The organism is Alcanivorax sp., assembly GCF_002733835.1.
Classification (GTDB): domain Bacteria; phylum Pseudomonadota; class Gammaproteobacteria; order Pseudomonadales; family Alcanivoracaceae; genus Alcanivorax.
The window spans coordinates 121,888-144,381 of record NZ_NVWY01000001.1; the positions used below are offsets into that span (position 1 = coordinate 121,888).

Here is a 22,494-nt window from a genome sequence, read left to right on the forward strand (position 1 = left end):
ACTCCGACTTCTTGCAGAGGCTAAGATGAAGCATCAACAGACTCCGTTGAACCACCAGCAGCTTTGCCCGAACCTGACGTTTTACGATCTGTACCCACCAGCCACCGATATGCTTGCGGAGGTCAGCCAGTCCCTTTCAGCTCCCGGCCCGTCCCTGCACCCCAAGTATTTTTACGATGAAGCCGGCTCCGCCCTGTTTGACCGCATCACCCGCACCCCGGAGTACTACCCCACCCGTACCGAAACCTCACTGCTGACCGGCTATGCTGAAGAAATCCAGGCACGGCTCAACCAACCGCAAACCATTGCCGAACCCGGTGCCGGTAGCTGTGAAAAAGTGCGCCTGCTGCTGGATGCCTGGCAGCCCCGTCACTACATGCCACTGGAAATTTCCCGTGAGTGCCTGCTTGGCGCCTCTCGCCAACTGGCCCAGGATTTTCCCGACGTGCACATCAGCGCCGTGTGCGCCGATTACTGCCAGGCGATGGCCATGCCACAAGCCTTGGCACAACCGGGGCGGGTGGTGTTTTTTCCCGGCTCCACCATTGGCAATTTTGAACCGGCCGCCCGCAGCGAATTTCTCAAGGGGCTACGCAAACTGGCCGGCCCCGGCGGCGCCCTGCTGATCGGCGCGGATTTACAAAAGGCCGATACACAGCTGAATGCTGCCTACAACGATGCCCAGGGGCTTACTGCGGCCTTCAACCTGAACGCCCTGCATCACCTGAACCGGGAACTGAACTGCCAGTTCGACACGGACAACATGCGCCATGTGGCGTTCTATAACCGCGCACAGCAACGCATTGAGATGCACCTGGAGTGCCTGTGCGATCAGGACATCCAGCTGGGAGAACGCAGCCTGACCCTGAAAAGCGGTACCCGTATCCATACCGAGAATTCCTACAAATTCACCGTAGAAAGCTTCAGTGCCGAACTGGTCGCCGCCGGTTTCACCCCGCTAAGCTGCTGGACGGACCCACAAAGCCTGTTCAGCCTGCACCTGGCCCAGGCATAACGGGAACGTAAAAGCTGTGCCCCCCGATTGCGCAAATAGTGTGAACCGGTTCCAGTGCCGTTATACTGAGCGGCGTTTTTCTGTCCATACTTGCCAACGATAATAAATGGGGCTGCGGTGATAACCGTGGCATAGGGAGATCGGATGCTTGAACTGATCAGCGCAGCGCGCCGGCGTAAACGCCCGCCTACGCACCAGTTGTTTGATGTGGTCACCATGGAATTCCGGGTGGGCCTGCTGGATATCGACCTGAACATGCATCTGAACAACGCCAAATACCTTAAGTTCATGGACCGTAGCCGGCTGGAACATGCCGTGGTCACCGGCTTGCTCAACCGCATGCTCGAAGCCCGCTGCAACGGTGTCGTGGCCAATACCGAAATTGCCTATATCCGTGAACTGCGCCCCTATCAGCAATTTCAGGTGCATACCCGGATCCTCGGCTGGGACGACAAATACGTGTACTACGACCAGCGTTTTGAATCCCAGCGCAAACTGCACACCCACGCCCTGCTGCGCGTTGCCAATGTCTACGGTGGCAAATCGGTGAGCCCACAGACGGTGCAGGAAATGACCGGCATGAACCTGACCTCCCCCGCCTTGCCGGAATATGTGGAGCAATGGAAGCGTTTGCTGCAGACCAAGCGGCGGTTGACGGAAAGCGACTAGCGACCTGGCTACGAGCTACGAGCTACGAGCTACGAGCTACGAGCAGCAAGATAGCCCAAGATACGAATAAAACAACCGCCCAACAGTAAAAAGCCCCGAACGTTCGGGGCTTTTTACTGTTCACCTAGCCACTAGAAGCTCGCAGCTCATAGCTGCTTATTCCGTCGAATAGGTATAAAACGGCGCCCAGCGCTTCTCTTTCACGCCACTGCCACCGTAATACACCCCCGGCTCATCCAGCCGCAGATCGGCGATTTCCCGCAGCGCCAGCGCGCGGGGCACCTGTTGCAGTGGCCCGGCCTGCTGGTAGTCTTCCGGGTTGGCAACCAGCTCTTCCATATCCAACGGACGGGTTTCCGAATAGCGGAAGAAGTATTCCTGCCCACCATCCACCTTCAATGGCATCTCAAACACCATCTTCAGATACAACACACTGAGCGGGCGGCGAGCATAGAAATCGTGGGTGCCCGCGGGCAGTTCCAGCCATTCATAGGCACCGGCCTTCAGGCCGAACAATTGGGAGGAATCCATGAAAAATACCGGCGCCTGGACTTCTTCGTAGCCCCAGCGGGTAATCGGACGGTAGATATAGACCATGGCATTACGTGGATCGAGCGTATCCATGGGGGCAAAGGTTTTCCCCTTCGGCGCATCCAGGAACGCCCCGGGGGTGGAAGGAATCCCCATTCCCACTCCAGAACAACCCGAAATAACCCAAAGGCAAGCCGCCAGCAGCACAGCCAATCGCATTATTATTCTCCAGCGTTGCCATATCCGGTGCTCCCGGATCGGCCCTGTTTATTATTGCGTGCAATATAAAAGCATTTTGATGGCCCAACTATGGCCGATTTACCCGCATTGCTCAAGCGCGAGAGGCCCGGCATGCCGGCTCTGGGGCCCGCCCCATACGGCGTGGCGGGCAAGCGCTCAATTTACCGGCAACCGACCAGCGCCGCTCTCCCAGAGCCGGGGTTTTCTGTTAGGATTTCGCCATGGCAGTAAATCGAATCCACACCCCCTGTATTGGCGTCTGTTCCACCGTTTTCGGTGACACGGTTTGCCGTGGCTGTCGCCGTTTCAGCCACGAGGTGGTGCACTGGAATGGCTATACCAACGAGGAAAAGACCATCGTCTGGCGGCGCTTGAACCTGCTGCTGTGTCAGGTGGTGGACAACTACTTTGTGGTAGCGGACGCCGACCGCCTGGCCGCCGAGCTCGATTTCCAGAACCTGCGCTATCAGACCCAGCTGTCCCCCCAGGGCTGGGTACCAGAGTTGCTCAAGGCTGCGGGTTCCAAGATGATTCCCTACGACCACTTTGGTCTGCACGCCCTCCCCCCCACCGAAGCCATGACCCCGCGCCAGCTGTACGACCAGATCAGCGCCGAATGCCACGCCCTGTCCCAGGCGCACTACGACCGTTCCTACGCCCGCCCGGTGACTCTGGTAGCAGAACTCACCGAGCACGCCGCCCGGGAGAAGGGGTTGATCTAGCTTCTAGCTTCTAGCTTCTAGCTTCTAGCTTCTAGCTTCTAGTACATGATCGCCAAGGCATTCGTTGGAGCAACAACGAAACGCAAAAAAGCGCCAACACCTGAAGGATCATTGTTTTAACTCGCCGCTAGAAGCTCGCCACTTGCTCCTGTCATTTGTCCCCATCTGACCGAAACAGCCCTTCACCAATACACCATTCACTGGCACAGTTGCGGAATGATCATTCATTCACTTTCTGTGCGAGCTTGATATGGCCAACGCTTCCCCCACCAGCGCCCCTGCCAAAGAGTCCCGTAAGCGGGAACAGATTATCCGTGCGGCACTGAGCGTGTTTGCCAAGCACGGCCTGCACGGCACGCCGGTGCCCCCCATCGCCACGGAGGCCGAGGTGGGCGTCGGCACGCTATATCGCTACTTCGACAACAAAGAATCCCTGATCAATGCGGTATTCCAGGACAGCAAACAGCGGCTGCAGGACCGTCTGCTCACGGATCTGGACTTGATGCATCCCTCCCGCGCCCTGTTCGACACCCTCTGGGCACGGCTCACCGCCTTTGCCCGGGATGAACCGGACGCCTTCCAGTTTCTGGAAATGCAGGATCACCACAGCTACCTCACCGAAGAAAGCCGCCGCCGCGAACAGGCCTTGCTCATCCCGCTGGGAATGATGGTGATCATAGGCCAGCGCACCGGCCTGCTCGGCAATCACATGAAACCCGACCTGGCCATCGCCCTGTTCTGGGGCGCCTTTGTTGGCATATTCAAAGCCGAACGGCTGGGCTACCTGACACTCAGCGATGATGACCTTAAACAGGCAAGAGACGCCTGCTGGCTCGCCATTGCCAATCACGATCACTAGGAAACGATAGCCATGACCCCAACCCATATCCTGATTACCGGCGGTGCCGGCGCTATTGGCGGCCAGCTTGCCGGCCAGTTTCGACAACACCACCCCGAGGCCCGCATCACCCTGGTCGATTTGAATGCAGAGGCACTGGCTGCAGCTGCCGAGCAACACGGAGCCCAGGCAGAAACCTGTGATCTGACAGATATCGACGCCCTGCCCGCCTGGTGGCAGTCGTTGGAGGACCGTCGCGGGCCGGTGGATGTGCTGGTCAACTGCGCCGGCATCATGGACATCATCAGCATTACCGGCACCGGCTGGGAGAAGGGCAAGCGTCTGCTGGATATCAACTTCACCGCACCCATGCGGCTGATGGACCTGGCGCTGCCCGCCATGGTGGAGGCCCGTCACGGTTGCGTGATCAATGTGGCCAGCATGGCCGGGCGCGTACCGATTCGTGGCTGCAGTTATTACGGCGGCGCCAAGGCGGGAATCGGCCTGGCATCGGAAATTGCCCGTCTGGATCTGAAGAAACAGGGCGTCAATGTGATCACCGTCTACCCAGGCCCGATCCAATCAGGACTGGAAAGCCATGCCCGCAGCCAGGTGAAAAAAGGCCCGGTGTCCCGCTATATCCCCACCGGCAAGCCGGATGTACTGGCTGAGCGGATTTACAAGACCTTCCGCAAGAGCGGCGCCCGGGTGATCTACCCGGATATCTACAGCCTCGCCAAGCAAGTCGCCAACCTGAATCTGACCAACCGGGCGATGGATTTCTTCAGCCCGCAACCGAACCAGTAACCACGGACCGACCATGACACAGCAAGCCAACACTCCGATTTATGACACCCTGATTGTCGGTGCCGGCATCAGCGGCATCGGCCTGGGCATTCGCCTCAAGGAAGCCGGGTTCGCGAACTTTGTGATTCTGGAAAAAGCCGCCGACCTGGGCGGCACCTGGCGAGACAATACCTACCCGGGCTGCGCCTGCGATGTGCCCTCGGCATTGTATTCCTATTCCTTCGCACAGAAACCTGACTGGACCCGGGCCTTTGCCGGCCAGGCGGAAATTCTCGATTACGTCCGCGATACCGCTGAGCGTTACGATATTCCTGCATCGATTCGTTTCAACCAGGCAGTAGAACGGGCGCAATGGCGCGAGAGCCAGAACCTGTGGGAAGTGCAAACCGCTGATCAGCTGTATCGGGCCCGCACCGTGGTGGCCTGTTCCGGCTATCTGCACGAACCGATTATTCCGGCAATTCCCGGCCTGGAAAACTTCGCGGGCAAGCTGTTTCATTCCTCGCGCTGGGACCACGAGCACGACCTGACCGGCGAGCGCGTGGCGGTGGTGGGCACCGGCGCCTCCGCCATTCAGTTCGTCCCGGAAATACAACCGAAAACCCAACACCTGACCTTGTTCCAGCGCACCCCGCAATGGGTGCTGCCCAAGCCGGATCACAGCATTCCCAAGATCGAAGAAAACTTCTTCCGCCTGCCGTTCACCCTGAGCGCCTGGCGCAAGATGCTCTACGGCGGTTTTGAAACCTTCGGCATCGGCTTTCGCCGCCCGGCCATCCTGCGGCAGATCCAGAAGCTGGGCCTGGCGCACCTGAAAGTGGCCATCAAGGACGCAACGCTGCGCGCCAAGCTCACCCCGGATTACACCCTTGGCTGCAAGCGCGTATTGATGAGCAACAACTACTACCCGACCCTGAACCAGCCCAATGTGGATGTCTTTCACACCGGCCTGAAAGAAGTCCGTGGCAACACGCTGATCGGCCAGGATGGCAGCGAATGCGAGGTGGATACCGTGATTCTCGGCACCGGTTTTTTTGTCACCGAGCCGCCCATCGCCAACCATATTTTCAATGATGCCGGCGAGTCGCTCAGCCAGATGTGGGAAGACGGCATGCAGGCCTACCGGGGCACCACCATCAATGGCCTGCCCAATGCCTTCATGGTGCTCGGCCCCAATCTGGGCATCGGCCACAACTCCGCCTTTATCGTTATCGAAGCGCAGATCAACTACATCGTCAGCACCCTGACCACCATGCGCGAACAGCAGCTGGGCCGCATTGAAGTGAAGGCCGAGGTGCAGCAGCAGTACAATCGCAAGGTCCAGAAAGACCTGCAGGGCACGGTCTGGAACACCGGCGGTTGCTCCAGTTACTACCTGGACAAGAACGGCTTGAACAGTGTCGGCTTCCCCTGGAGCACACTGGAAATGCAACGGTTGCTGAAAACCTTCGACGCGGACAACTACACCCTGACACCCGCTACCCAAAAGGTATTCTGATCATGAGCAAAACGGCTTCTTCTTCCTCACCCCGCCGCGCCCTAGTCATCGGCTGTGGAGGCGTCGCCGGCGGCGCCTGGTCCATTGCCGCCCTCCATCAGCTGGAGCAGCAACTAAACTGGGACGCCCGCGATGCGGACATTCTGGTGGGGACTTCCGCCGGCGCCGTGCTCGCCACCCTGCTGGGCAGCGGCGTGTCCGTGGCCCAACTGCGCGACTGCCAGCAAGGCACCAGCGATCGCTGCCAATGGGACCACGACACCGATACCGGCGGCGCACTTCCGCCCTTGCCCGGGGCCCGGTTTACCGGCGCCAAACTGGCACTGAAAGGATTGCGCGGCGAGATTTCACCACTGACCGCGATCTGCGGGCTGCTGCCACGGGGGCAGTTCGACATGACGCCCTTCCGTCAGCTGGTCAATACCGTCACCGTCGGCAAAGACTGGGTCAGCCATCCGGCCACCTGGATCATGGCGGTGGATACTGACAGCGGCAAACGGATTCCTTTCGGCAAGGGCGGCGCGCCCAGCGCCACCATTGCCGATGCGGTGTGCGCATCCTATGGGGTGCCGTTCTGGTGCCCGCCGGTCACCGTGGCCGACCGCACCTACATTGATGGCGGCGTCGCCTCCCCCACTTCCGCAGACCTGCTGGCCGACAGTGCAGTGGATGAAGTGATCGTGCTGGCCCCCATGGCCTCACGCCAGCCGGACCAGCCCCGCTCCCCCCTGATGAAGATAGAACGGCGGGTACGCCGTTACATGACCGCAATCGTGGACCGGGAAGTCGCCTTGTTGGAAAAAAGCGGCAAACGCGTCATCCGCATCGAGCCCAATGCGCAGGATCTGACCGCGTTCGGTTACAACATGATGGACCCGAAACGACGCCGACAGGTCTACGACACCGCGCAAATCACCACCGCAGACACGGTGCGCATGGCTATTGGCTGATGGACTAACGAAAGCAGGCCGGGTCATCCCCAATGCTGTTCACTTAAGAGAAGCAGCGCTGCGCCAACACCTTCGTCATGCGAGCATGACTTCCCACCAATCCCGAAGTTAGAGGGGGGGTTGTGGGAAACGATGTTTATAGCGCGAAAGCTTCAGGTCTGGCACAGAACCTTAAGTGAACGGTATTACGGGAACACCCTGGCTTTGTTGCTTTCCCGGGCAAGCGCAGCCTTGCCATCGGGACGGGAGTCGCAGCCAAACCGCTAAAGGGAATCGGCCGCCTGAGTCAGGGTTAGCTGGATATTTTTTAACGCCGAGCGAGCTTCGATTCCCTCAGAATGGGCAAAGAAGCCCAGCATCAGCGCGCCCGCGACCAACATCACCAACGCCAGCAGCATCAACTTTTCTTTTTCCAGCACGCGCCGTAGCGGCGAGCGAGGTGTCTCTTCGCGGCGATTGTGACTGTTATTGTGATCATGGCGGTCTTCTATCGTATCTCGCACCGTGCCTCCCATACTGTCTATGTATGGTTGTACCCACCCAGCCGGGCAAGCACAAGACACGGGCAGACCGCTGGTCTGACAAGCGCCGCGCCCTGCCGGCTACGGCGTGATGCGGCGAACCCGGATCACCAGCTCCCGGCCAACGACCTCATAGCCGTGGGCCTGGGCAATCTGCTCCTGCCGCGCCTCGATGACCGGATCACGGAATTCAATCACCCGCTCCGTTTCCACGCACACCATATGATCATGGCGTTCACCGAATGACAGCTCGTACACACAGCGGCTCACCGCGCCCTGGGAAAACTGATGACGGGTGACCAGCCCCACCTGCTCCAGATTCAGCAACACCCGGTAAATGGTTGAGATACCGATTCTTTCCCCCGCCTGATACAGGCGGGCATAGATTTCTTCAGCGCCCAGATGGCGCTGCTCATCGTGGGCGGTTTTCAGGTGCTGTAGAATCCGCACCCGCGGCAACGTGGCTTTCAGCCCCGCCCCGGTCAACCATTGCTCATGACTCTTGGCCGCCCCGCCACGTTCTTTTCCCTCACTCACCTGAACGGTCAGCCCCGGGGCCTCATCCATGCCTTTATCTGCCATCTTCAGCTCCTTCTGCATCGCGCATTTTTTCCTTGTCTCTATAGAAGACGAATGACGCCCACCGATGGTGACATTTTTTCTCGGATAAAAACGCAAACCAGGGCAGGCGTCACACTATGCGTTTCATTCTCATTATTGTAATGATATCCATTCTCAAATAGTATTCAGCATTCATTCTTTACAGAACAACGCTGGGGGGCGGGATCATGTCCGGGGTGACGCAGGAATCCCTGTCGGTGGACACGCTGTATACCGACTACCACAGTTGGCTGCATGGCATATTGCAGCGGCGTCTCGGCAGCCGCGATGATGCCGCCGACCTGGCCCACGACGCCTTTATTCGCCTGCTCAGCAAACCTCGCCACCTGCACCATCATACCGCCCGTGCCTACTTGAGCCGCATGGCCCGGGGGCTGTGCGTAGACCTGTGGCGGCGCCGGGAAATTGAGCAGGCCTGGCTGGATACCTTGCTCCACCTGCCCGAACCGGAAAGCCCGTCCGCAGAACAGCAAACCGCCGCACTGGAAGCCCTGGTGGAAGTCGACACCATGCTCCGCCGCTTACCTGAGGCGGTAGCTCATGCCTTTATCCAGTCCATGGTGCATGGCCTCACCGGCAAGGAAATCGCCACACAGCTGGGCGTATCCGAACGGACCGTGCGCAATTACCTCTCCAGAGCCATGCTTGCCTGCCTGCGCCTGCAGGCCCGACTGGAAGGCACCCAGCCATGAACGGCGCAGCACACATTGATCACCAGATTCTCAGTGACGCCGCCGACTGGTTTGCCCTGCTGCGCTCCGGGCAGGCCGGCGAAAGCGACCAGCTTCGCTGGCAGCAATGGCTCCGCCAGCACCCGGACCACCTGCGCGGCTGGCAAATGGTGGAGCACATTGAACAACAGTTCAGCACCGCCAGTGCCAACCACCCGGCGCATACCGAAGCCACCCTGAAACAGGCCCGCCACAACCGTATACAGCGCCGCAGCGTCATTACCGGCCTGGCCCTGGTCATCAGTACCGGCGGCCTGGGTTGGGTGAGTTGGCGACAGACGCCACTGCCCACCCTGGTGGCAGGCTGGAACGCACAGTATCGCACCGGCATGGGCGAAATCCGCGCCCTGGAACTGGCCGACGGCAGCCGCCTGTGGCTGAACACCAACAGCGCCATCAATACCGTACTGGACGGCCCCCAGCGACACATCCAGGTGATACAGGGCGAAGTGCTGATTGAAACCGGCAAGGCGGACCCGCGCCCACTGGTGGTGTTCACACCGCAAGGTCAGCTCCAGCCACTGGGCACCCGTTTCACGGTACGCCGGGAAACAGACACAACCTTCCTCGCGGTCTACGACGGCGCGGTGGAAATCACCAACCAGGCACGGCAGAAAATCGTACTGCACCCTCAGCAACAAACCCGTTTTTCCGCCAACGCCCTGCAACCGATTCAGCCCGCCGACCCCGCACGGGAAACCTGGCACAAGGGGATTCTGGCGGCAGACGATATCCGCCTGGGCGATCTGGTCGATGAACTCCGGCGCTACCAACATGGCTACATCAATCTGTCCCCGGCGGCCGCCGACCTGCGCGTGTTCGGGGGCTTCCCGCTGACCGATCCACAGCAGGCTCTGGACATGCTCGCATCCGCGCTGCCCATCCGGGTCACCCGGCCCCTGCCCGGCTGGACCAATATCGCCCCCGCCACCCCCTGAGCAAAAAAACCGAAAAAACTTTTCCGCTTTCCTGGGCGCTATTCGATATGTCAGTAAGCCCCACCAAAAAGGGGCACCACAATCCTGACAACACTGGAGTGACCGTGAGCCGTTACCAACCTGCCCGACCCGTATTGCGGGCAATGACATTGCGCCTTGCCATGGGCCTGACCTTTCCCCTCACCCTGACCCTGGCTCTTCCTGCCCAGGCAGAAACCGGCCAGCAGCAATACAATATCGCGGCGGGGCCGCTCAATACTGTGCTGGCCCGCTTTGCCACTGCCTCCGGCACTCTGATTGCCGGTGACATCCAGCTTGCCGCAGGCCAGCAGAGCCAGGGCCTGCAAGGCAGCTACACCCCCGCACAGGGCCTGAGCCGGATCCTCGCCGGCACCGGCCTGGTGGCAAAAGCACAGCCGGATGGATCGTTTGCCCTGGCCAAAGCCAACACCCGAGCATCCACCCTGGAACCTGTCAAAGTCAGCGCCGCCCGCGGCGACAATCTGCAGAACATCGTCAGCTATGACTACAGTGATATTTCACGGGCACAACCCCAGGACACCAAGGACCTGTTCAAGAACGAGGCCTCCGTTTCTGTGGGCGGCTCCATACCGGTCAACGAAAAGGTCTATGTACGCGGTGTGGAAGAAACTGCCATGCTGGTCACCGTGGATGGCGCCCGGCAGAACAACAAGGTGTTCCACCACAACGCCACCAACCTGATCGACCCTTCTCTTCTGAAGTCCGCCAGTGCCGCCGCCGGCGTCGCCTCTGCCGACGACGGCCCCGGTGCACTGGGCGGTGCGCTAAAATATGAAACCGTGGATGTGGCCGATATGCTCGCCCCTGGTGATAACCTGGGTGGCTTCCTGAACGGCCGCTATGCCTCCAATGGCGATGCCGTCACCACGGCCGGCTCCTTGTTCGGTCGCAGTAACGGTTTCGAAGCGCTGGGTTATGTGAAGCAGGTAGAGGGCAATCACTACGAAGATGCCAACGGCGATAACGTGCCCTACACCGAGCCCGGGCTGCTCAGCGGCCTGGCCAAGCTGGCCTACGAGAATGCCAACGTCGGGCGAATCGAACTGAGCCACGAAGTGGTCAACGACGATTCCGAGCGCCCCTATCGAGCCAATTTTTCCGGCCTCACCGCCGGGCGGCCAGTACCGGCATCACGCAACTATGACCTGACCCGCCAAAACACCGTGCTCGGTTACAGCCGCTTGAAAGGCAGTGGCCTGTGGAACCCGGAAGTGACTGTCGCCAATAACGAAACCGAACTGGTGACCAGTGAAAATCCACTGGCCGCCCCCAACACCACCGTGGAATACACCGGCATCACCGAAAGCGTCTCGGCCACCGCCAAAAACACTTTCCACACCGGCTTCGTTGATATCACTGCCGGCATGGACTACTACGATGATAGCGCTGTATTCCAGTACGCGGGAGACCCGGACCTGGAAGAACAGGCCGAAAATACCGGCGCCTTCGTGCAGTTCCGCCAAACGCTGTTCCAGCGCCTGGACCTGTCCTACGGCCTGCGCCATGACCAGCAGGATTTCACCGGCACCGATGATTCCAGCCATGAAGACGAAGGCACCAGCAGCAACGTCTTCGCCGAATTTCATTTCAACGAACACTTTGCCATCAATGCCGGTTACGCCGATGTCTGGGGTGGCACGGCGCTGGCCGAGAACTTTATTCTCAACGGCGCCTGGGTCTACAACGACATGAAGCCGGTGCAGTCCCACAACCACACCGTGGGGTTCAAAGCCAACTGGAACGGTTTTTTCCTCGAAGCGAATCAATTTGAAACCGGCCTGCGCGATGCCCGCGTTCCCACTTATCGTGGCGGCCCGGATCTGTTCTCGGACTTTGATATCAACGGCTTCGACACCACCGTTGGTTACCGTGCCGATCTTGGCCGACTTTCTGTTACCTATGCCGATATCGAATCGAAAATGGATGACGAATTCGCCACCTCCTACGACGGTAACTATTTCACCGTACCGCTGGGTGAACAGGTGGCCATCAGCGGCGAGCTCTACTGGCCGAACGCACAGTGGGCCCTGGGCCTGACCACGGAAATCGCCCTGGAGAATGATGACCTGGAGTCACGTGGGCTTGGGGAAAAACAGGACAGCTACACCGTAGTCGACGTGTACGTGAACTACACCCCGATCGATGCCCTGTCACTGCGCCTGTCCGTGGACAACCTGAATAACGAGGAATACACCGAGCGCGCCAGCTATGGCCAGGAGTTCCCCACGGTGGCGCCACTGCTGGAACCGGGCCGCTCCATCAACATGGATGTTCGCTACAACTTCTAATGATTGAGCACCAGAAGACCAGCGGCTCTCCCAGCCCGATGGCGGAGCCGCTGGCAGCGTTGCTGCAAGTGATCGCATTTTTTCAGGGGCAAAAACGCAAAAGGCCGCAACAGGAAACTGTTGCGGCCTTTCTTTGTGATGGTGCGCCAGGAAGGACTTGAACCTTCACACCTCTCGGCACCAGAACCTAAATCTGGCGTGTCTACCAATTCCACCACTGGCGCAGTGGGCGGCTATTCTAGCAGGCTATCGGCTAATTACCAGCCCCCCGCCAACCGGTTAACCGCCTTGCAGAATACGGTAGAGCGCCTGCAGATCCTGATCGATTTTGCTGACCCGGTTTTGCAGAGTGTTCAGCCGGGAATCATCCGATTGTGGTGCGGATTGTGTTGCAGTTTGTGGTGCGGATTGCGCCACCGGCTGCGCCCGGGGCCGGCTATCCAGTGAGGCAACGCGAGAAGACAGCGCCTTGACGCTGGCACTCAAACCGTTGAGGCGCTTTTCCAGCGCCACCGTCGTCTCCCCGTTATCCGTGCTATTCAGCTTGGCCACCGCCACAGTAAGCCCGCGCACCTTTGCGCTCAGCTGACGCAAATCATCACGCACTGACGCTGCCACATCCGCGGCTCCCCCCGCAGGCTGAACAGCCACCGGACGAGCCGATTTCTGTTCTGCCAGATCAGCGGCCAGTTGATAATACTGTTGACGTAATTCACTCAACTCACGGCTGCTGGACCGCTGCTCCAACCACAACACCACCGCCAGCGATGTGGCCACCAGGGCGAGCCCCAGTGACAGCCAAAGCAGCCTGGAGCGCCCGCCTTCTGACATGCCGACTGGCCTCTGCCGTGGTGCAGAAATAAACGGTGCAGATTCGGTATCCGGTAACGGGGCCGGCGGCGCAACCGCCAACACGTCCTGATTAAGGCCCTGTAAACGGTTTGCTTTACTTTCCGACAACGGGGTATGCGGCATCTTTGCCATGGCAAAACGCTCTTTTTGATTATTGTTTATTTCACTCAATCTGCCAGTGAGCCGGCCTCTCCCCCCGGAGAACGCCAGCTACTGCCGGTCATACAATCAACGGCCTTCCAGTGAATCCAGACGGCTATTGACCTGCAGACGATAAGCATCAAACGCTGCCACTGCGGCTTCAACGTCGTCAACCCGGGCGTCCAGTGTCGAAATCTTGCCCTGGGCTTTTTCCACCTTGTCCAGACCGCTTTTCAGGCTGGCTTGCTGACGCTCAAGCTGCTTGATGCTGTCCACCAGCACTTCCACCCGTGTCTGCATTTGCCCGATCTGGCTCTGCCATTGGTCGCTGCTTTTGTTCACCGCTGCCACCGCGCTTTCCACCTGTTTTTTGAGCGCCGCGGCATCGCTGCTGATATTTTTTAATTTACCGTCCACACCCGCCTGGCCTTTTTTGACCTCGGTGACCGAGGAGGACAGGGCGCTCAGAGCCTTTTTCTGCTCGGCGATGGCAGCTTTATTGCGCTTGTTGCTCAGATCCCACAATTTGCGGATTTCATCTTCATTCGCTTCCAGCTTCTTGCCGTGGGTCTGAACCGTATCCAGCAGTCTGCCGGAGGATTGGTTGAGGCTTTCATCGGTCGCCGACAAACGGGATTGAAGGTTGCCCATTTTTTCACTGGATTCCGTCAACCGGTTATCCAGCTGCGCCTGCAACCCGGAGACCTGCTTGCTGAACCAGACACCCAGAACAGCGATCAGCACGACCAACACCAGGCACGCGGCCATCCAGCCACCATTGCCACCACCAGAGGGCGCCGGCTTGTGCGGTTTCGGCGTCGGTTTTCCGCCACTGGGGGGCGTTTTTTTGCCATTGCCACCCGACGCCGCACCGGATGTGTTGGCTCGGGGTTCATCAACAGCAACGTCATTCAGGTCACCAAGATTGACTTCACGATCTCGCGTCATGCTTTACTTCCCGGGGGACACCCCGTTTGGTTGATTATTGATCTCAACGTTGGCTGTCAACGTTACTCTGAATGATCGAACAGCGATTGGTCGGTCGGGTAGTAGACTGGCTCGCCCGGTTCGTATTTTCCGTTATCTTTCTCAAGAAATGGCAGGAAAATAACCCACGGCCGCACATCCCGATGATCGACGAGGGCCCAAACACCGATTACCTGGTTCCCTTCATCATCGCTGATTTCATGCAGTCGGAATAAAGCCAGCATGTCCACATCCGGCTTTTTCTTCCCTTCTTCTTGAAGCTTTCTGTACAGAACCTCCACCCATTGCTCTGGCGCTGGAGCATCCTCTTTTTCACCTGTATAAGTCATTGCCTGCGCAGAATCCCCCTTCTGGACCAATCCGAAAGGGTAAAAACTGCCAAATTTCTTGATCGCCTTTATCGCTTCACCAATTCCCGCAGCGGCCAGTTTATCCATGGCCTGCTGCTCCGGGCTTTTTTCTGCTTCGTCAGCGCTCTTTGTTTGCGCTGTTTTTGTGTCACTCGCCTGTTCGGCTGCCATGGCCGGAGTCACCCACAAGCCGGCCAGCAACATCACCAATCCAATAAAACGCATACAACACCTGTTATTGTCATCATTATCCCGGAATTTGACCGTCATCCGGCCAACAAGATCCCGAGCCTGTCGGACGCTACCAAACTTACCCTTCTATCGCCATAAAGACACAAAAAAGGCCGCAAAAGCGGCCCTTTTCATTGCCTGAACGGTATCTGCAAAGACCCCTTCAGGCTTACCCAACCGGGTTTATGCAGCAAAGTTGCTGGCGGCGAAATCCCAGTTGATCAGGTTCCAGATGGACTCCAGATACTTGGGACGGGCGTTGCGGTAGTCCACGTAGTAGGCGTGCTCCCACACGTCCACGGTGAACAGCGGGGCCTGACCCTTGCCGTGGGCAATCGGGGTGTCCGCATCGTCGGTGTTGACGATTTCCAGGCTGCCATCGCTGTTTTTCACCAGCCAGGTCCAGCCGGAACCGAAGTTACCGGTTGCCTTGGCATTGAACTGGTTCTTGAACTCGTCGAAAGAACCGAACGCCTTGTCGATGGCTGCGCCCAGATCACCACTGGGAGCACCGCCGCCATTGGGGCTGAGGCTGTTCCAGTAGAAGGTGTGGTTCCATACCTGGGCTGCCTGGTTGAACAGACCGCCTTCGGCGCTCTTGATGATTTCTTCCAGGGATTTGCCTTCGTTGTCGGTGCCGGCAACCATATCGTTCAGCTTGGTCACGTAGGCGTTGTGGTGCTTGCCGTGGTGATACTCCAGCGTTTCGGCAGAAATATGCGGTTCCAGTGCATTTTTCTCGAACGGAAGCGGCGGTAATTCAAAAGCCATAATTTGTCCCCTGACATCATGTTGTCCCATTGCTCATTGCAACGGGCCGAAATTCCCCGCAGACAACCTGCCGGTGGCCTGCGGCCGAACGATAATAACAAGCTACCGGTCGTGTTCTCTACTCTGGCAAGGCTTTGCCTTTCGGTATCATAGACAAAACCTATCATTTGCCAGCAATACGTGACCGGCAGGTCCTTGTCAGATGGGGCGCAACGCCCTTGTTTCAAGTACAATGCGCCCCAATTTTTACGTTCCGGGACGTTTCTTTTGCGTTCTGTTAACGCCTTCAACTGTTTGGCAGGAGAAAAACATGTCTGATGATGCAGTCGTCATTGTAAACGGTGCCCGCACCGCCATGGGCGGTTTCCAGGGTTCCCTGTCCGCTGTCAGCGCCCCGGAACTGGGTGCCGCGTCCATCCGCGAAGCGGTCGCTCGCGCCGGCCTGCAAGCCGAGGACGTACAGGAAGTCATCATGGGCTGTGTACTGCCCGCCGGCCTGAAACAGGGCCCGGCCCGTCAGGCCATGCGTCTGGCCGGCCTGCCGGACAGCACCGGCGCCACCACCATCAACAAGCTGTGTGGTTCCGGCATGAAGGCCACCATGTTTGCCTACGATTCCATCAAGGCTGGCACCAACGACATCGTGGTATCCGGCGGCATGGAATCCATGACCAACGCCCCCTACGTGCTGGACAAAGCCCGCGCCGGCATGCGCATGGGCCACGGCCAGATCTTTGATCACATGTTTCTGGATGGCCTGGAAGATGCAGAAACTGGCCGCCTGATGGGCTCTTTCGCCCAGGAAGTGGCCGACAAGCGCAACATCACCCGCGAAGACATGGACAACTACGCCATCGAATCCCTGAACCGCGCCAATGCGGCCGTCGATAACGGCTGGTTCAAGGACGAAATCGTGCCGGTGACCGTGAAGACCCGTAAGGGTGAAGTGGTTGTCGACACTGACGAACAACCGGGCAACGCCAAGATCGACAAGATCCCCACCCTGCGCCCGGCCTTCGCCAAAGACGGCACCGTCACCGCCGCCAACGCCAGCTCCATCTCCGATGGTGGCTCAGCGCTGGTACTGGCCCGTGAATCCGTGGCCAACGAGCGCGGCCTGCAGCCGCTGGCCCGCATCCTCGCCCACGCCACCAACAGCAAGCACCCCAGCGAGTTCACCATTGCCCCCATCGGTGCCACCGAAGCGGTAATGAAGAAGGTCGGCTGGAGCGTGGACGATGTAGACCTGTTCGAGATCAACGAAGCCTTCGCCATGGTGGCGATGATGCCGATGATCGATCTGGGCATTCCCCACGAGAAAGTGAACATCCACGGCGGCGCCTGTGCCCTGGGTCACCCGGTGGGCTCCACCGGCTCACGCATCATCCTGACCCTGATCCACGCGCTCAAGCGCACCGGCGGCAAACGCGGTGTGGCCAGCCTGTGTATCGGCGGCGGCGAAGCCACCGCAGTGGCTATCGAGCTGGTGTGAGACGCCTGACGCTGGACGCTTGATGCCAGACAAAAACGGGGCCTTCGGGCCCCGTTTTTTGTTGGAAAATGACCAAGTACCGAGTTACGAGAAGCGAGTGACGAAACCCGTAAAAGCTTTTCGCTACTCGAAACTCGTACCTCGCGATGCCCCTTGATTCCTCACCACCGACCGCCGCAACCGCGTTCGCCATCGACTATCAACCGTGCCCACCCCGAAACATCCGCTTTCACTTTCAAATTCTGTTGCACTTTCCTGACCGGATTCGCCCTCTGTCGTATACGCAAACCCGGATTTCACCTGTACCCTGACCGGCTAGTCACCGTTTTGGGTTGAGCATAAGCCCGGGAGCACCATGTCAGCATTACCCGTTATTACCGCCATGGGCGGCATCAATGCCGCCGGCCGCAGTGCCCAGCATTTCGCTTTCCAGCGGCTTGTTTTCGATGCCCTGAATGAGGCCCAGCAAAACGACACGCGAACCGCGCTGGCCCGACTCACCGGCAATGACAGCGAGACCGTGCTGGCCCGCACCCTGATCCGCGCACTCCCCGACAGCCACCAGCTCCACGCCGCCCTCGCCGGCACCAGCGACGCCCCCATCACGCTGGAAATGCGCAATATGGACCTGCCCGACACCTTGCCTCCGGGCTGGCAGGTCAGCGCCGTGGACAAGCGCCGCAGCCGCGTCACCCTGCCCGCCGGGCTGGGCCTGCGGGTGCCCCACGACACGCCTCGCCGGGTCAGCGCCGCCGGCCAATTGCCGGACGGTTTCGATCCCGGCGCGCTCTACGCCTCCCGCAATCATCCCCGCGCACTGCAAATGGCCATTTTCGGCATCAGCGACGCACTGGGTGATCTGGGCATGGACTGGGCGCAGGTGGCTGATCGGGTACGCCCGGATCAAGTCGCCGTATACGCCAGCAATGCCATGTCACAGATGGATGACAACGGCCTGGGCGGCGTCATGCGCTTCCCGCCCAACGGCCAGCGCATCACCTCCAAACAGGTGCCGCTGGGGCTGGGCGAAATGACCGCCGACTTTCTCAATGCCTATGTGCTGCACTCCGTCGGCACCACCGGAGGCATGCTCGGCGCCTGCGCCACCTTCCTCTATAACCTGGAAAAAGGCGTCCATGCCATTCGCAGTGGCCGGGTGCGGGTGGCCATTGTGGGCACCAGCGAAGCACCGCTGGTGCCAGAGATCATGGAGGGATACCGGGCCATGGGAGCACTGGCGGAGGATCAGGCGTTGGCCGCCCTGGACGGCGCCGCCAGCGCCGACCTGAACCGGGCCTGCCGCCCGTTCTCGGAGAACTGCGGTTTCACAATGGCGGAATCCGCCCAGTTCACGGTGCTGATGGACGATGCCCTGGCGCTGGAGCTGGGGGCCGATATTCTCGGCGCCGTGCCGGATGTGTTCATCCATGCCGATGGCGGCAAAAAATCCATCTCAGCCCCCGGTGTGGGCAACTACCTGACTGTGGGCAAGGCCGCAGCCCTCACCCGCCAGCTGATCGGCGAACAAGGGCTACGCCAGCACAGTTTTGTACACGCCCACGGCACCGGCACGCCGCAGAACCGGATCACCGAATCCGTGATTCTGGAGCGTACCGCCAAGGCCTTCGGGATTGAGCACTGGCCGGTGGTCGCCATCAAGGCCTATGTGGGGCATTCCCTGGGCAGTGCCGGCGGCGACCAGCTGTCTGCCACCCTGGGCAGTTTTGCCCAGGGCTGGCTGCCGGGCATTCGCACCGTGGACCACATTGCCGACGATGTGCACCGCGATCACCTGAATTTCTGCCTGGAGCATCAACCCCACGATGCATTGCAGGCCTCGCTGATCAATTCCAAGGGCTTCGGCGGTAACAACGCCACCGCCGTGGCGCTATCACCGACGGTCACGGAAAGCCTGTTGCGGCAACGGCATGGCCAACAGGCCATAACACACTGGCAGACGGCACGGGACCCGGTGCTGCAGGCCAAGGCCCGTTTCCGCGACCACTGCCTGACCGAGGCACCGAAACCGGTTTACCGCTTTAACGAGGGGGTACTGGGAGATGAGCACGTCACCCTGAGTGATAAGGCGGTGCAGTTAAATAACGGCCCAGTCATGACCTTTGATGACGATATGGCCTTCAAGGATTTCCAGCTTAACGACCAGTAACCCCATCGCCATTCAGCAGGCAACGGATAACGAAGCGACGATCGCAGGCCGGCGGCCAAGGGATGGGTAGCAAATAACAGGCTTACCAACGGGCCCGCCAACCCCGTAATACCGTTCACTTGAGATGCTGTGCCAGACCTTGGGCCTTCGCGATGTAAACATCGCTTCCCACAACCCGCTCAAACGTCGGGATTGGTGGGAAGTCATGCTCGCATGACGAAGATGTTGGCACGGCGCTGCTTTTCCTAAGTGAACAGCATTACGCCAGACCCGGGTCCTGGCAATATGCTGAGAGCCACTGAAGATCAACGAATCTCCACCTCAAACGCGGGCGACGCCCAGCCCTGCCCTGACGAAGGAGCATCGCCAGGCAGCGCTTCACCACCATAAATCACCTGTTCCGCATCGCCGTACTGCAGCCAGGTTTCGGTGGGTGCAACGCCTTCCCCCGGTTTGCTGTAATCACACACCCCCTGCGGGAAAACCTCGGCCACCTGCTCGGCAAACCCTTGCGGATCCAGTGCCAGAGGGTAGTCCGCCGGGTCCACCGGTTTGAGCTGGCACTTGTTGGTCAGGGTTTCAATGCTGTCACCAGCCACCGTGCGGGGGGTGCCAAAACGGGTCTGCACTACGGTTTGCTGCAGGCCCACCAAGGGATCGGTAATCGGCGATAACAAATCCGCCACAGTGCCCAGCAGATCGCCCACCACGGGGATATCGGACACCACCGGCAGTTCACTCAGGTCCAACCCGCAGACCTGGCCGGTCAGCGCATCCACCACCACGCCCGCCTCTGCCGGCGCCGCCGGCAACAACGACAGGTCCAGCCCCGGCAGAATCGGGGTTGGGTACAGCAGGTTACCGCTGAGCGGCACGATAGGGCCTTCCGGGCCCACCAGCGAAGACACCGACAGACAACGGTCACGGGCGTAGACCGGTTTATGCTCCCGGACTTTTTCTTCAATGCTCAATGCCGAGGTGTCCGCTTCAATTTGCGACAGCCACAAATCCATCACCAATAGCGCCTCGGTGGTATAAACCGTATCACCAAACAATGGCGCCGGGCCGTACCAGATCACCTGGTTATCCGCGTGCCCCTGGGTCTTTTCCAGGCGGGCGCGCATCTGCCAGGAGTGATAGGCATCGTGGGCAATACCCGGATCCGGGCCGCGCAGATCAATAATCGGCACATTGGCCAGGTGCTCGGCAGTATTAATGGCACCGGTGCGGTAAGCATTGTGCAGCGCCTGGCTATCGGCCACGGTGCGCTCCGGCTGGTAGTCGATATCCACATTGAAGCCGCCAATTTCCCGATTCACTTTCAGGAACTGGTCACCGGTGATCACACCACTCTGCAACGCCCTCAGGCCATATTGAACGCCCACGTTATCCAGCGGAATGCCCCCGAATCCCCGCGATAGCAGTTGTTCGTTCGCAGACCACACTTCTGGCGAACGCAGCCCGAACTGGGACTTCATGTAATCCAGCAAGCCACAACGCAATCCATCCGGGGCATCCTGGGCGTCATAGACGGTCACCCCGTCTTCCAGGCCCGGGCAGCTTTGCTGGTCAGGGTAGGCTGCCGGGAAAAAGGCCAGATCCGAGACCAGCGGATTCAACGGCAGATGGCCATAGAACGCGGACCATTGCGCAGCGGGAATCACCCCGGAACTCAACAACCGGGTGACCACATCCTGAAAGCCTTGCGGGTCGGAAGGCAGCTGATTGCCGAAATACTGGCTAAGTAAGTTGTAATCGGCGAACTGGGTGGCCGTGGTCCACACATCCGGGTAGGAGCACTGCACGATCATGCCTTGATAAATGCCCGGATACGCATTGGCCACATGCTGCTGGGTGATGGAACCACCGGAACATCCCGTGCCAATGGTGTAACGAATTTCACCGTACTGCTCGACGATGCGCTCCTTGCCCATCATCAGTGATTCCGCCGCCGTCACCAGATTGCCGTTATGTCCCAGGTTCCCCTGGGCGGTGGAGAGGGTCATGAAACCGCGCCCCAGCGCCGTGGTGATACTGTCACCCAGCAACAGCTCTGCACCTTCCGGGGCCGTACCGGCGATATCACCTCGGGGAGGGTTACCCATGCCATAGCTCACGCCCACGTTACCGCCGTGGTGAATCAGCAATTTACCGTTCCACTGGGACTGCGGGTTCAGCGCGGTCCAGGGTTGATCCGGTTGGTACAGGGTCATGATCAGGTAGCGATCCCGGTTCTGCACGCCCTCTTCCATGCGCACGATAAAGGGCACCTCCACACCCGCATCCGTGGTGATCCGGGCAATGGCAGCCTGGGCCGGTGGATTGGCGGGGTCGTAAGGTTGAAAGGCGCCGGGAATCCCTGGATTTTCCGGATCAAAATTGGTCAGCAAATTCTGCAACTTGTCGGCGGGCACATACTTGAAGCTGTACTCAGCCGGCTGGTTGCACTGGGCATCCACCGCCGCCGCATTGGTGCATTGCCAGGGCTGAATCTGCGGCCCGGAAATCACCGGCCCCCCATTGGGATGATTAATGATCGTCTGCTCCAGCACCGAGTCATCCGCCAGCACCACAGTCAGCACGTTCTCACCCAGTGCCAGGCCATCAATCAGGCCTTTCCATGTACCGTCTTCCATACGGGTTAACTGGTCGGTGATCTCGGTGTCGCCCAGCCGCACCACTGCGCCATCCAACAAGGCCGTATCCGCGGGAACCACTTCCACCAGCGCGTCGCCGTCGCTGATCAGGTCCGCCCGGTTGGACAGCACCCTGATCTCCCCTTCCCCGGCTCGCGGGGGCTCGGGAATGTCCGGATCGGGAGTGTTCGCAACCGGATTACTGGCGGCGGGGGACGATGAAGAACCGCCACCACCGCACGCCGCCAACAGGACTACCAGGGCAGCAGCCAGCAAACGAGAAAGGGCTTTCATGGGACACTCCAAGCCGACGCGCGGGCCAGCTCACTGTTGTTAACATTATTGTTAACCCATTCTCATGGACAGCGATCCGACTTACTGTTGCGGTGCGGTAGTGCCATGGTTACCGGTTTGGCGGCATTCTTTTCAGAATGTTGCACGAATGTGCCACTTAAA

Annotated in this window: 20 protein-coding genes and 1 tRNA gene; 12 read left to right on the plus strand and 9 right to left on the minus strand. The window is 59.5% G+C overall.

Annotation, left to right across the window (positions count from 1 at the left end):
• Positions 1-25: 25 nt before the first annotated feature.
• Both egtD and COA55_RS00590 read left to right on the plus strand, forming a co-directional pair.
• Positions 26-1,015 carry an L-histidine N(alpha)-methyltransferase gene (gene egtD / locus COA55_RS00585; protein ID WP_063520970.1) on the plus strand — a complete coding sequence of 330 codons (990 nt, stop codon included), beginning with the start codon at positions 26-28 and terminating at the stop codon, positions 1,013-1,015.
• A 144-nt stretch (positions 1,016-1,159) separates the two neighbouring features.
• Positions 1,160-1,684 carry an acyl-CoA thioesterase gene (locus COA55_RS00590; RefSeq protein WP_063520971.1) on the plus strand — a complete coding sequence of 175 codons (525 nt, stop codon included), beginning with the start codon at positions 1,160-1,162 and terminating at the stop codon, positions 1,682-1,684.
• Positions 1,685-1,840: 156 nt separating this feature from the next.
• Here the strand turns inward: COA55_RS00590 and COA55_RS00595 are convergent, their stop codons facing one another.
• Positions 1,841-2,371 (minus strand): DUF2846 domain-containing protein, encoded by a 531-nt coding sequence (locus COA55_RS00595; protein ID WP_063520972.1) that lies wholly within the window; start codon positions 2,369-2,371, stop codon positions 1,841-1,843.
• 305 nt (positions 2,372-2,676) lie between these two features.
• On the opposite strand from COA55_RS00595, the gene COA55_RS00600 reads away from it, so the two are divergent.
• The 5 genes from COA55_RS00600 (at position 2,677) to COA55_RS00620 (ending at position 7,270) form a co-directional block, all read left to right on the plus strand.
• Complete coding sequence (locus COA55_RS00600) at positions 2,677-3,177, plus strand: DUF1289 domain-containing protein (RefSeq protein ID WP_063520973.1); 501 nt, start codon at positions 2,677-2,679, stop codon at positions 3,175-3,177.
• Between the two features lie 250 nt (positions 3,178-3,427).
• Positions 3,428-4,036, plus strand: a complete 609-nt coding sequence (locus tag COA55_RS00605) for a TetR/AcrR family transcriptional regulator (protein WP_290500100.1) — start codon at positions 3,428-3,430, stop codon at positions 4,034-4,036.
• Positions 4,037-4,048: 12 nt separating this feature from the next.
• Positions 4,049-4,822, plus strand: a complete 774-nt coding sequence (locus COA55_RS00610; RefSeq protein WP_063538371.1) for an SDR family NAD(P)-dependent oxidoreductase — start codon at positions 4,049-4,051, stop codon at positions 4,820-4,822.
• A gap of 13 nt (positions 4,823-4,835) precedes the next feature.
• Entirely contained in the window at positions 4,836-6,320 is a 1,485-nt protein-coding gene (locus COA55_RS00615) for an NAD(P)/FAD-dependent oxidoreductase (RefSeq protein WP_063520976.1), read from the plus strand.
• A gap of 2 nt (positions 6,321-6,322) precedes the next feature.
• A complete protein-coding gene (locus tag COA55_RS00620) occupies positions 6,323-7,270 on the plus strand; it encodes a patatin-like phospholipase family protein (RefSeq protein ID WP_290500102.1) in 948 nt (315 codons plus the stop codon).
• Positions 7,271-7,533: 263 nt separating this feature from the next.
• Here COA55_RS00620 and COA55_RS00625 read toward each other — a convergent pair whose 3' ends face one another.
• Complete coding sequence (locus tag COA55_RS00625; RefSeq protein ID WP_290500103.1) at positions 7,534-7,773, minus strand: hypothetical protein; 240 nt, start codon at positions 7,771-7,773, stop codon at positions 7,534-7,536.
• Between the two features lie 99 nt (positions 7,774-7,872).
• Entirely contained in the window at positions 7,873-8,373 is a 501-nt protein-coding gene (locus tag COA55_RS00630; RefSeq protein ID WP_290500104.1) for a transcriptional repressor, read from the minus strand.
• Between the two features lie 206 nt (positions 8,374-8,579).
• Between COA55_RS00630 and COA55_RS00635 the strand changes: the two genes are divergently transcribed.
• The 3 genes from COA55_RS00635 (at position 8,580) to COA55_RS00645 (ending at position 12,411) form a co-directional block, all read left to right on the plus strand.
• Positions 8,580-9,104 carry a sigma-70 family RNA polymerase sigma factor gene (locus tag COA55_RS00635; RefSeq protein ID WP_290500105.1) on the plus strand — a complete coding sequence of 175 codons (525 nt, stop codon included), beginning with the start codon at positions 8,580-8,582 and terminating at the stop codon, positions 9,102-9,104.
• Entirely contained in the window at positions 9,101-10,081 is a 981-nt protein-coding gene (locus COA55_RS00640; RefSeq protein ID WP_290500106.1) for a FecR domain-containing protein, read from the plus strand. Before COA55_RS00635 ends, COA55_RS00640 begins: the two co-directional genes overlap by 4 nt.
• 104 nt (positions 10,082-10,185) lie before the next feature.
• Positions 10,186-12,411, plus strand: coding sequence for a TonB-dependent receptor (locus COA55_RS00645; RefSeq protein WP_290500108.1), 2,226 nt, complete (start codon positions 10,186-10,188; stop codon positions 12,409-12,411).
• A gap of 139 nt (positions 12,412-12,550) precedes the next feature.
• Here the strand turns inward: COA55_RS00645 and COA55_RS00650 are convergent.
• The 5 genes from COA55_RS00650 to COA55_RS00670 form a co-directional block, all read right to left on the minus strand.
• Positions 12,551-12,635 (minus strand) — tRNA-Leu (locus COA55_RS00650).
• Positions 12,636-12,690: 55 nt separating this feature from the next.
• Positions 12,691-13,395: a hypothetical protein gene (locus tag COA55_RS00655; protein ID WP_290500109.1), complete on the minus strand. Its 705-nt coding sequence runs from the start codon at positions 13,393-13,395 to the stop codon at positions 12,691-12,693.
• 96 nt (positions 13,396-13,491) lie between these two features.
• Complete coding sequence (locus COA55_RS00660) at positions 13,492-14,352, minus strand: hypothetical protein (protein ID WP_290500111.1); 861 nt, start codon at positions 14,350-14,352, stop codon at positions 13,492-13,494.
• A gap of 62 nt (positions 14,353-14,414) precedes the next feature.
• Positions 14,415-14,966 (minus strand): hypothetical protein, encoded by a 552-nt coding sequence (locus COA55_RS00665; protein ID WP_290500113.1) that lies wholly within the window; start codon positions 14,964-14,966, stop codon positions 14,415-14,417.
• A gap of 189 nt (positions 14,967-15,155) precedes the next feature.
• Positions 15,156-15,743 (minus strand): Fe-Mn family superoxide dismutase, encoded by a 588-nt coding sequence (locus COA55_RS00670; protein WP_007151159.1) that lies wholly within the window; start codon positions 15,741-15,743, stop codon positions 15,156-15,158.
• Positions 15,744-16,053: 310 nt separating this feature from the next.
• On the opposite strand from COA55_RS00670, the gene COA55_RS00675 reads away from it, so the two are divergent.
• Both COA55_RS00675 and COA55_RS00680 read left to right on the plus strand, forming a co-directional pair.
• On the plus strand, positions 16,054-17,235 hold the full coding sequence (locus COA55_RS00675) for an acetyl-CoA C-acyltransferase (RefSeq protein ID WP_290500115.1): 1,182 nt from the start codon (positions 16,054-16,056) through the stop codon (positions 17,233-17,235).
• A gap of 355 nt (positions 17,236-17,590) precedes the next feature.
• Positions 17,591-19,402 (plus strand): beta-ketoacyl synthase, encoded by a 1,812-nt coding sequence (locus COA55_RS00680; RefSeq protein ID WP_290500116.1) that lies wholly within the window; start codon positions 17,591-17,593, stop codon positions 19,400-19,402.
• A gap of 305 nt (positions 19,403-19,707) precedes the next feature.
• On the opposite strand, the gene COA55_RS00685 is transcribed toward COA55_RS00680, so the two are convergent.
• Positions 19,708-22,332 carry a DUF6351 family protein gene (locus tag COA55_RS00685; RefSeq protein ID WP_290500118.1) on the minus strand — a complete coding sequence of 875 codons (2,625 nt, stop codon included), beginning with the start codon at positions 22,330-22,332 and terminating at the stop codon, positions 19,708-19,710.
• Positions 22,333-22,494: the final 162 nt, after the last annotated feature.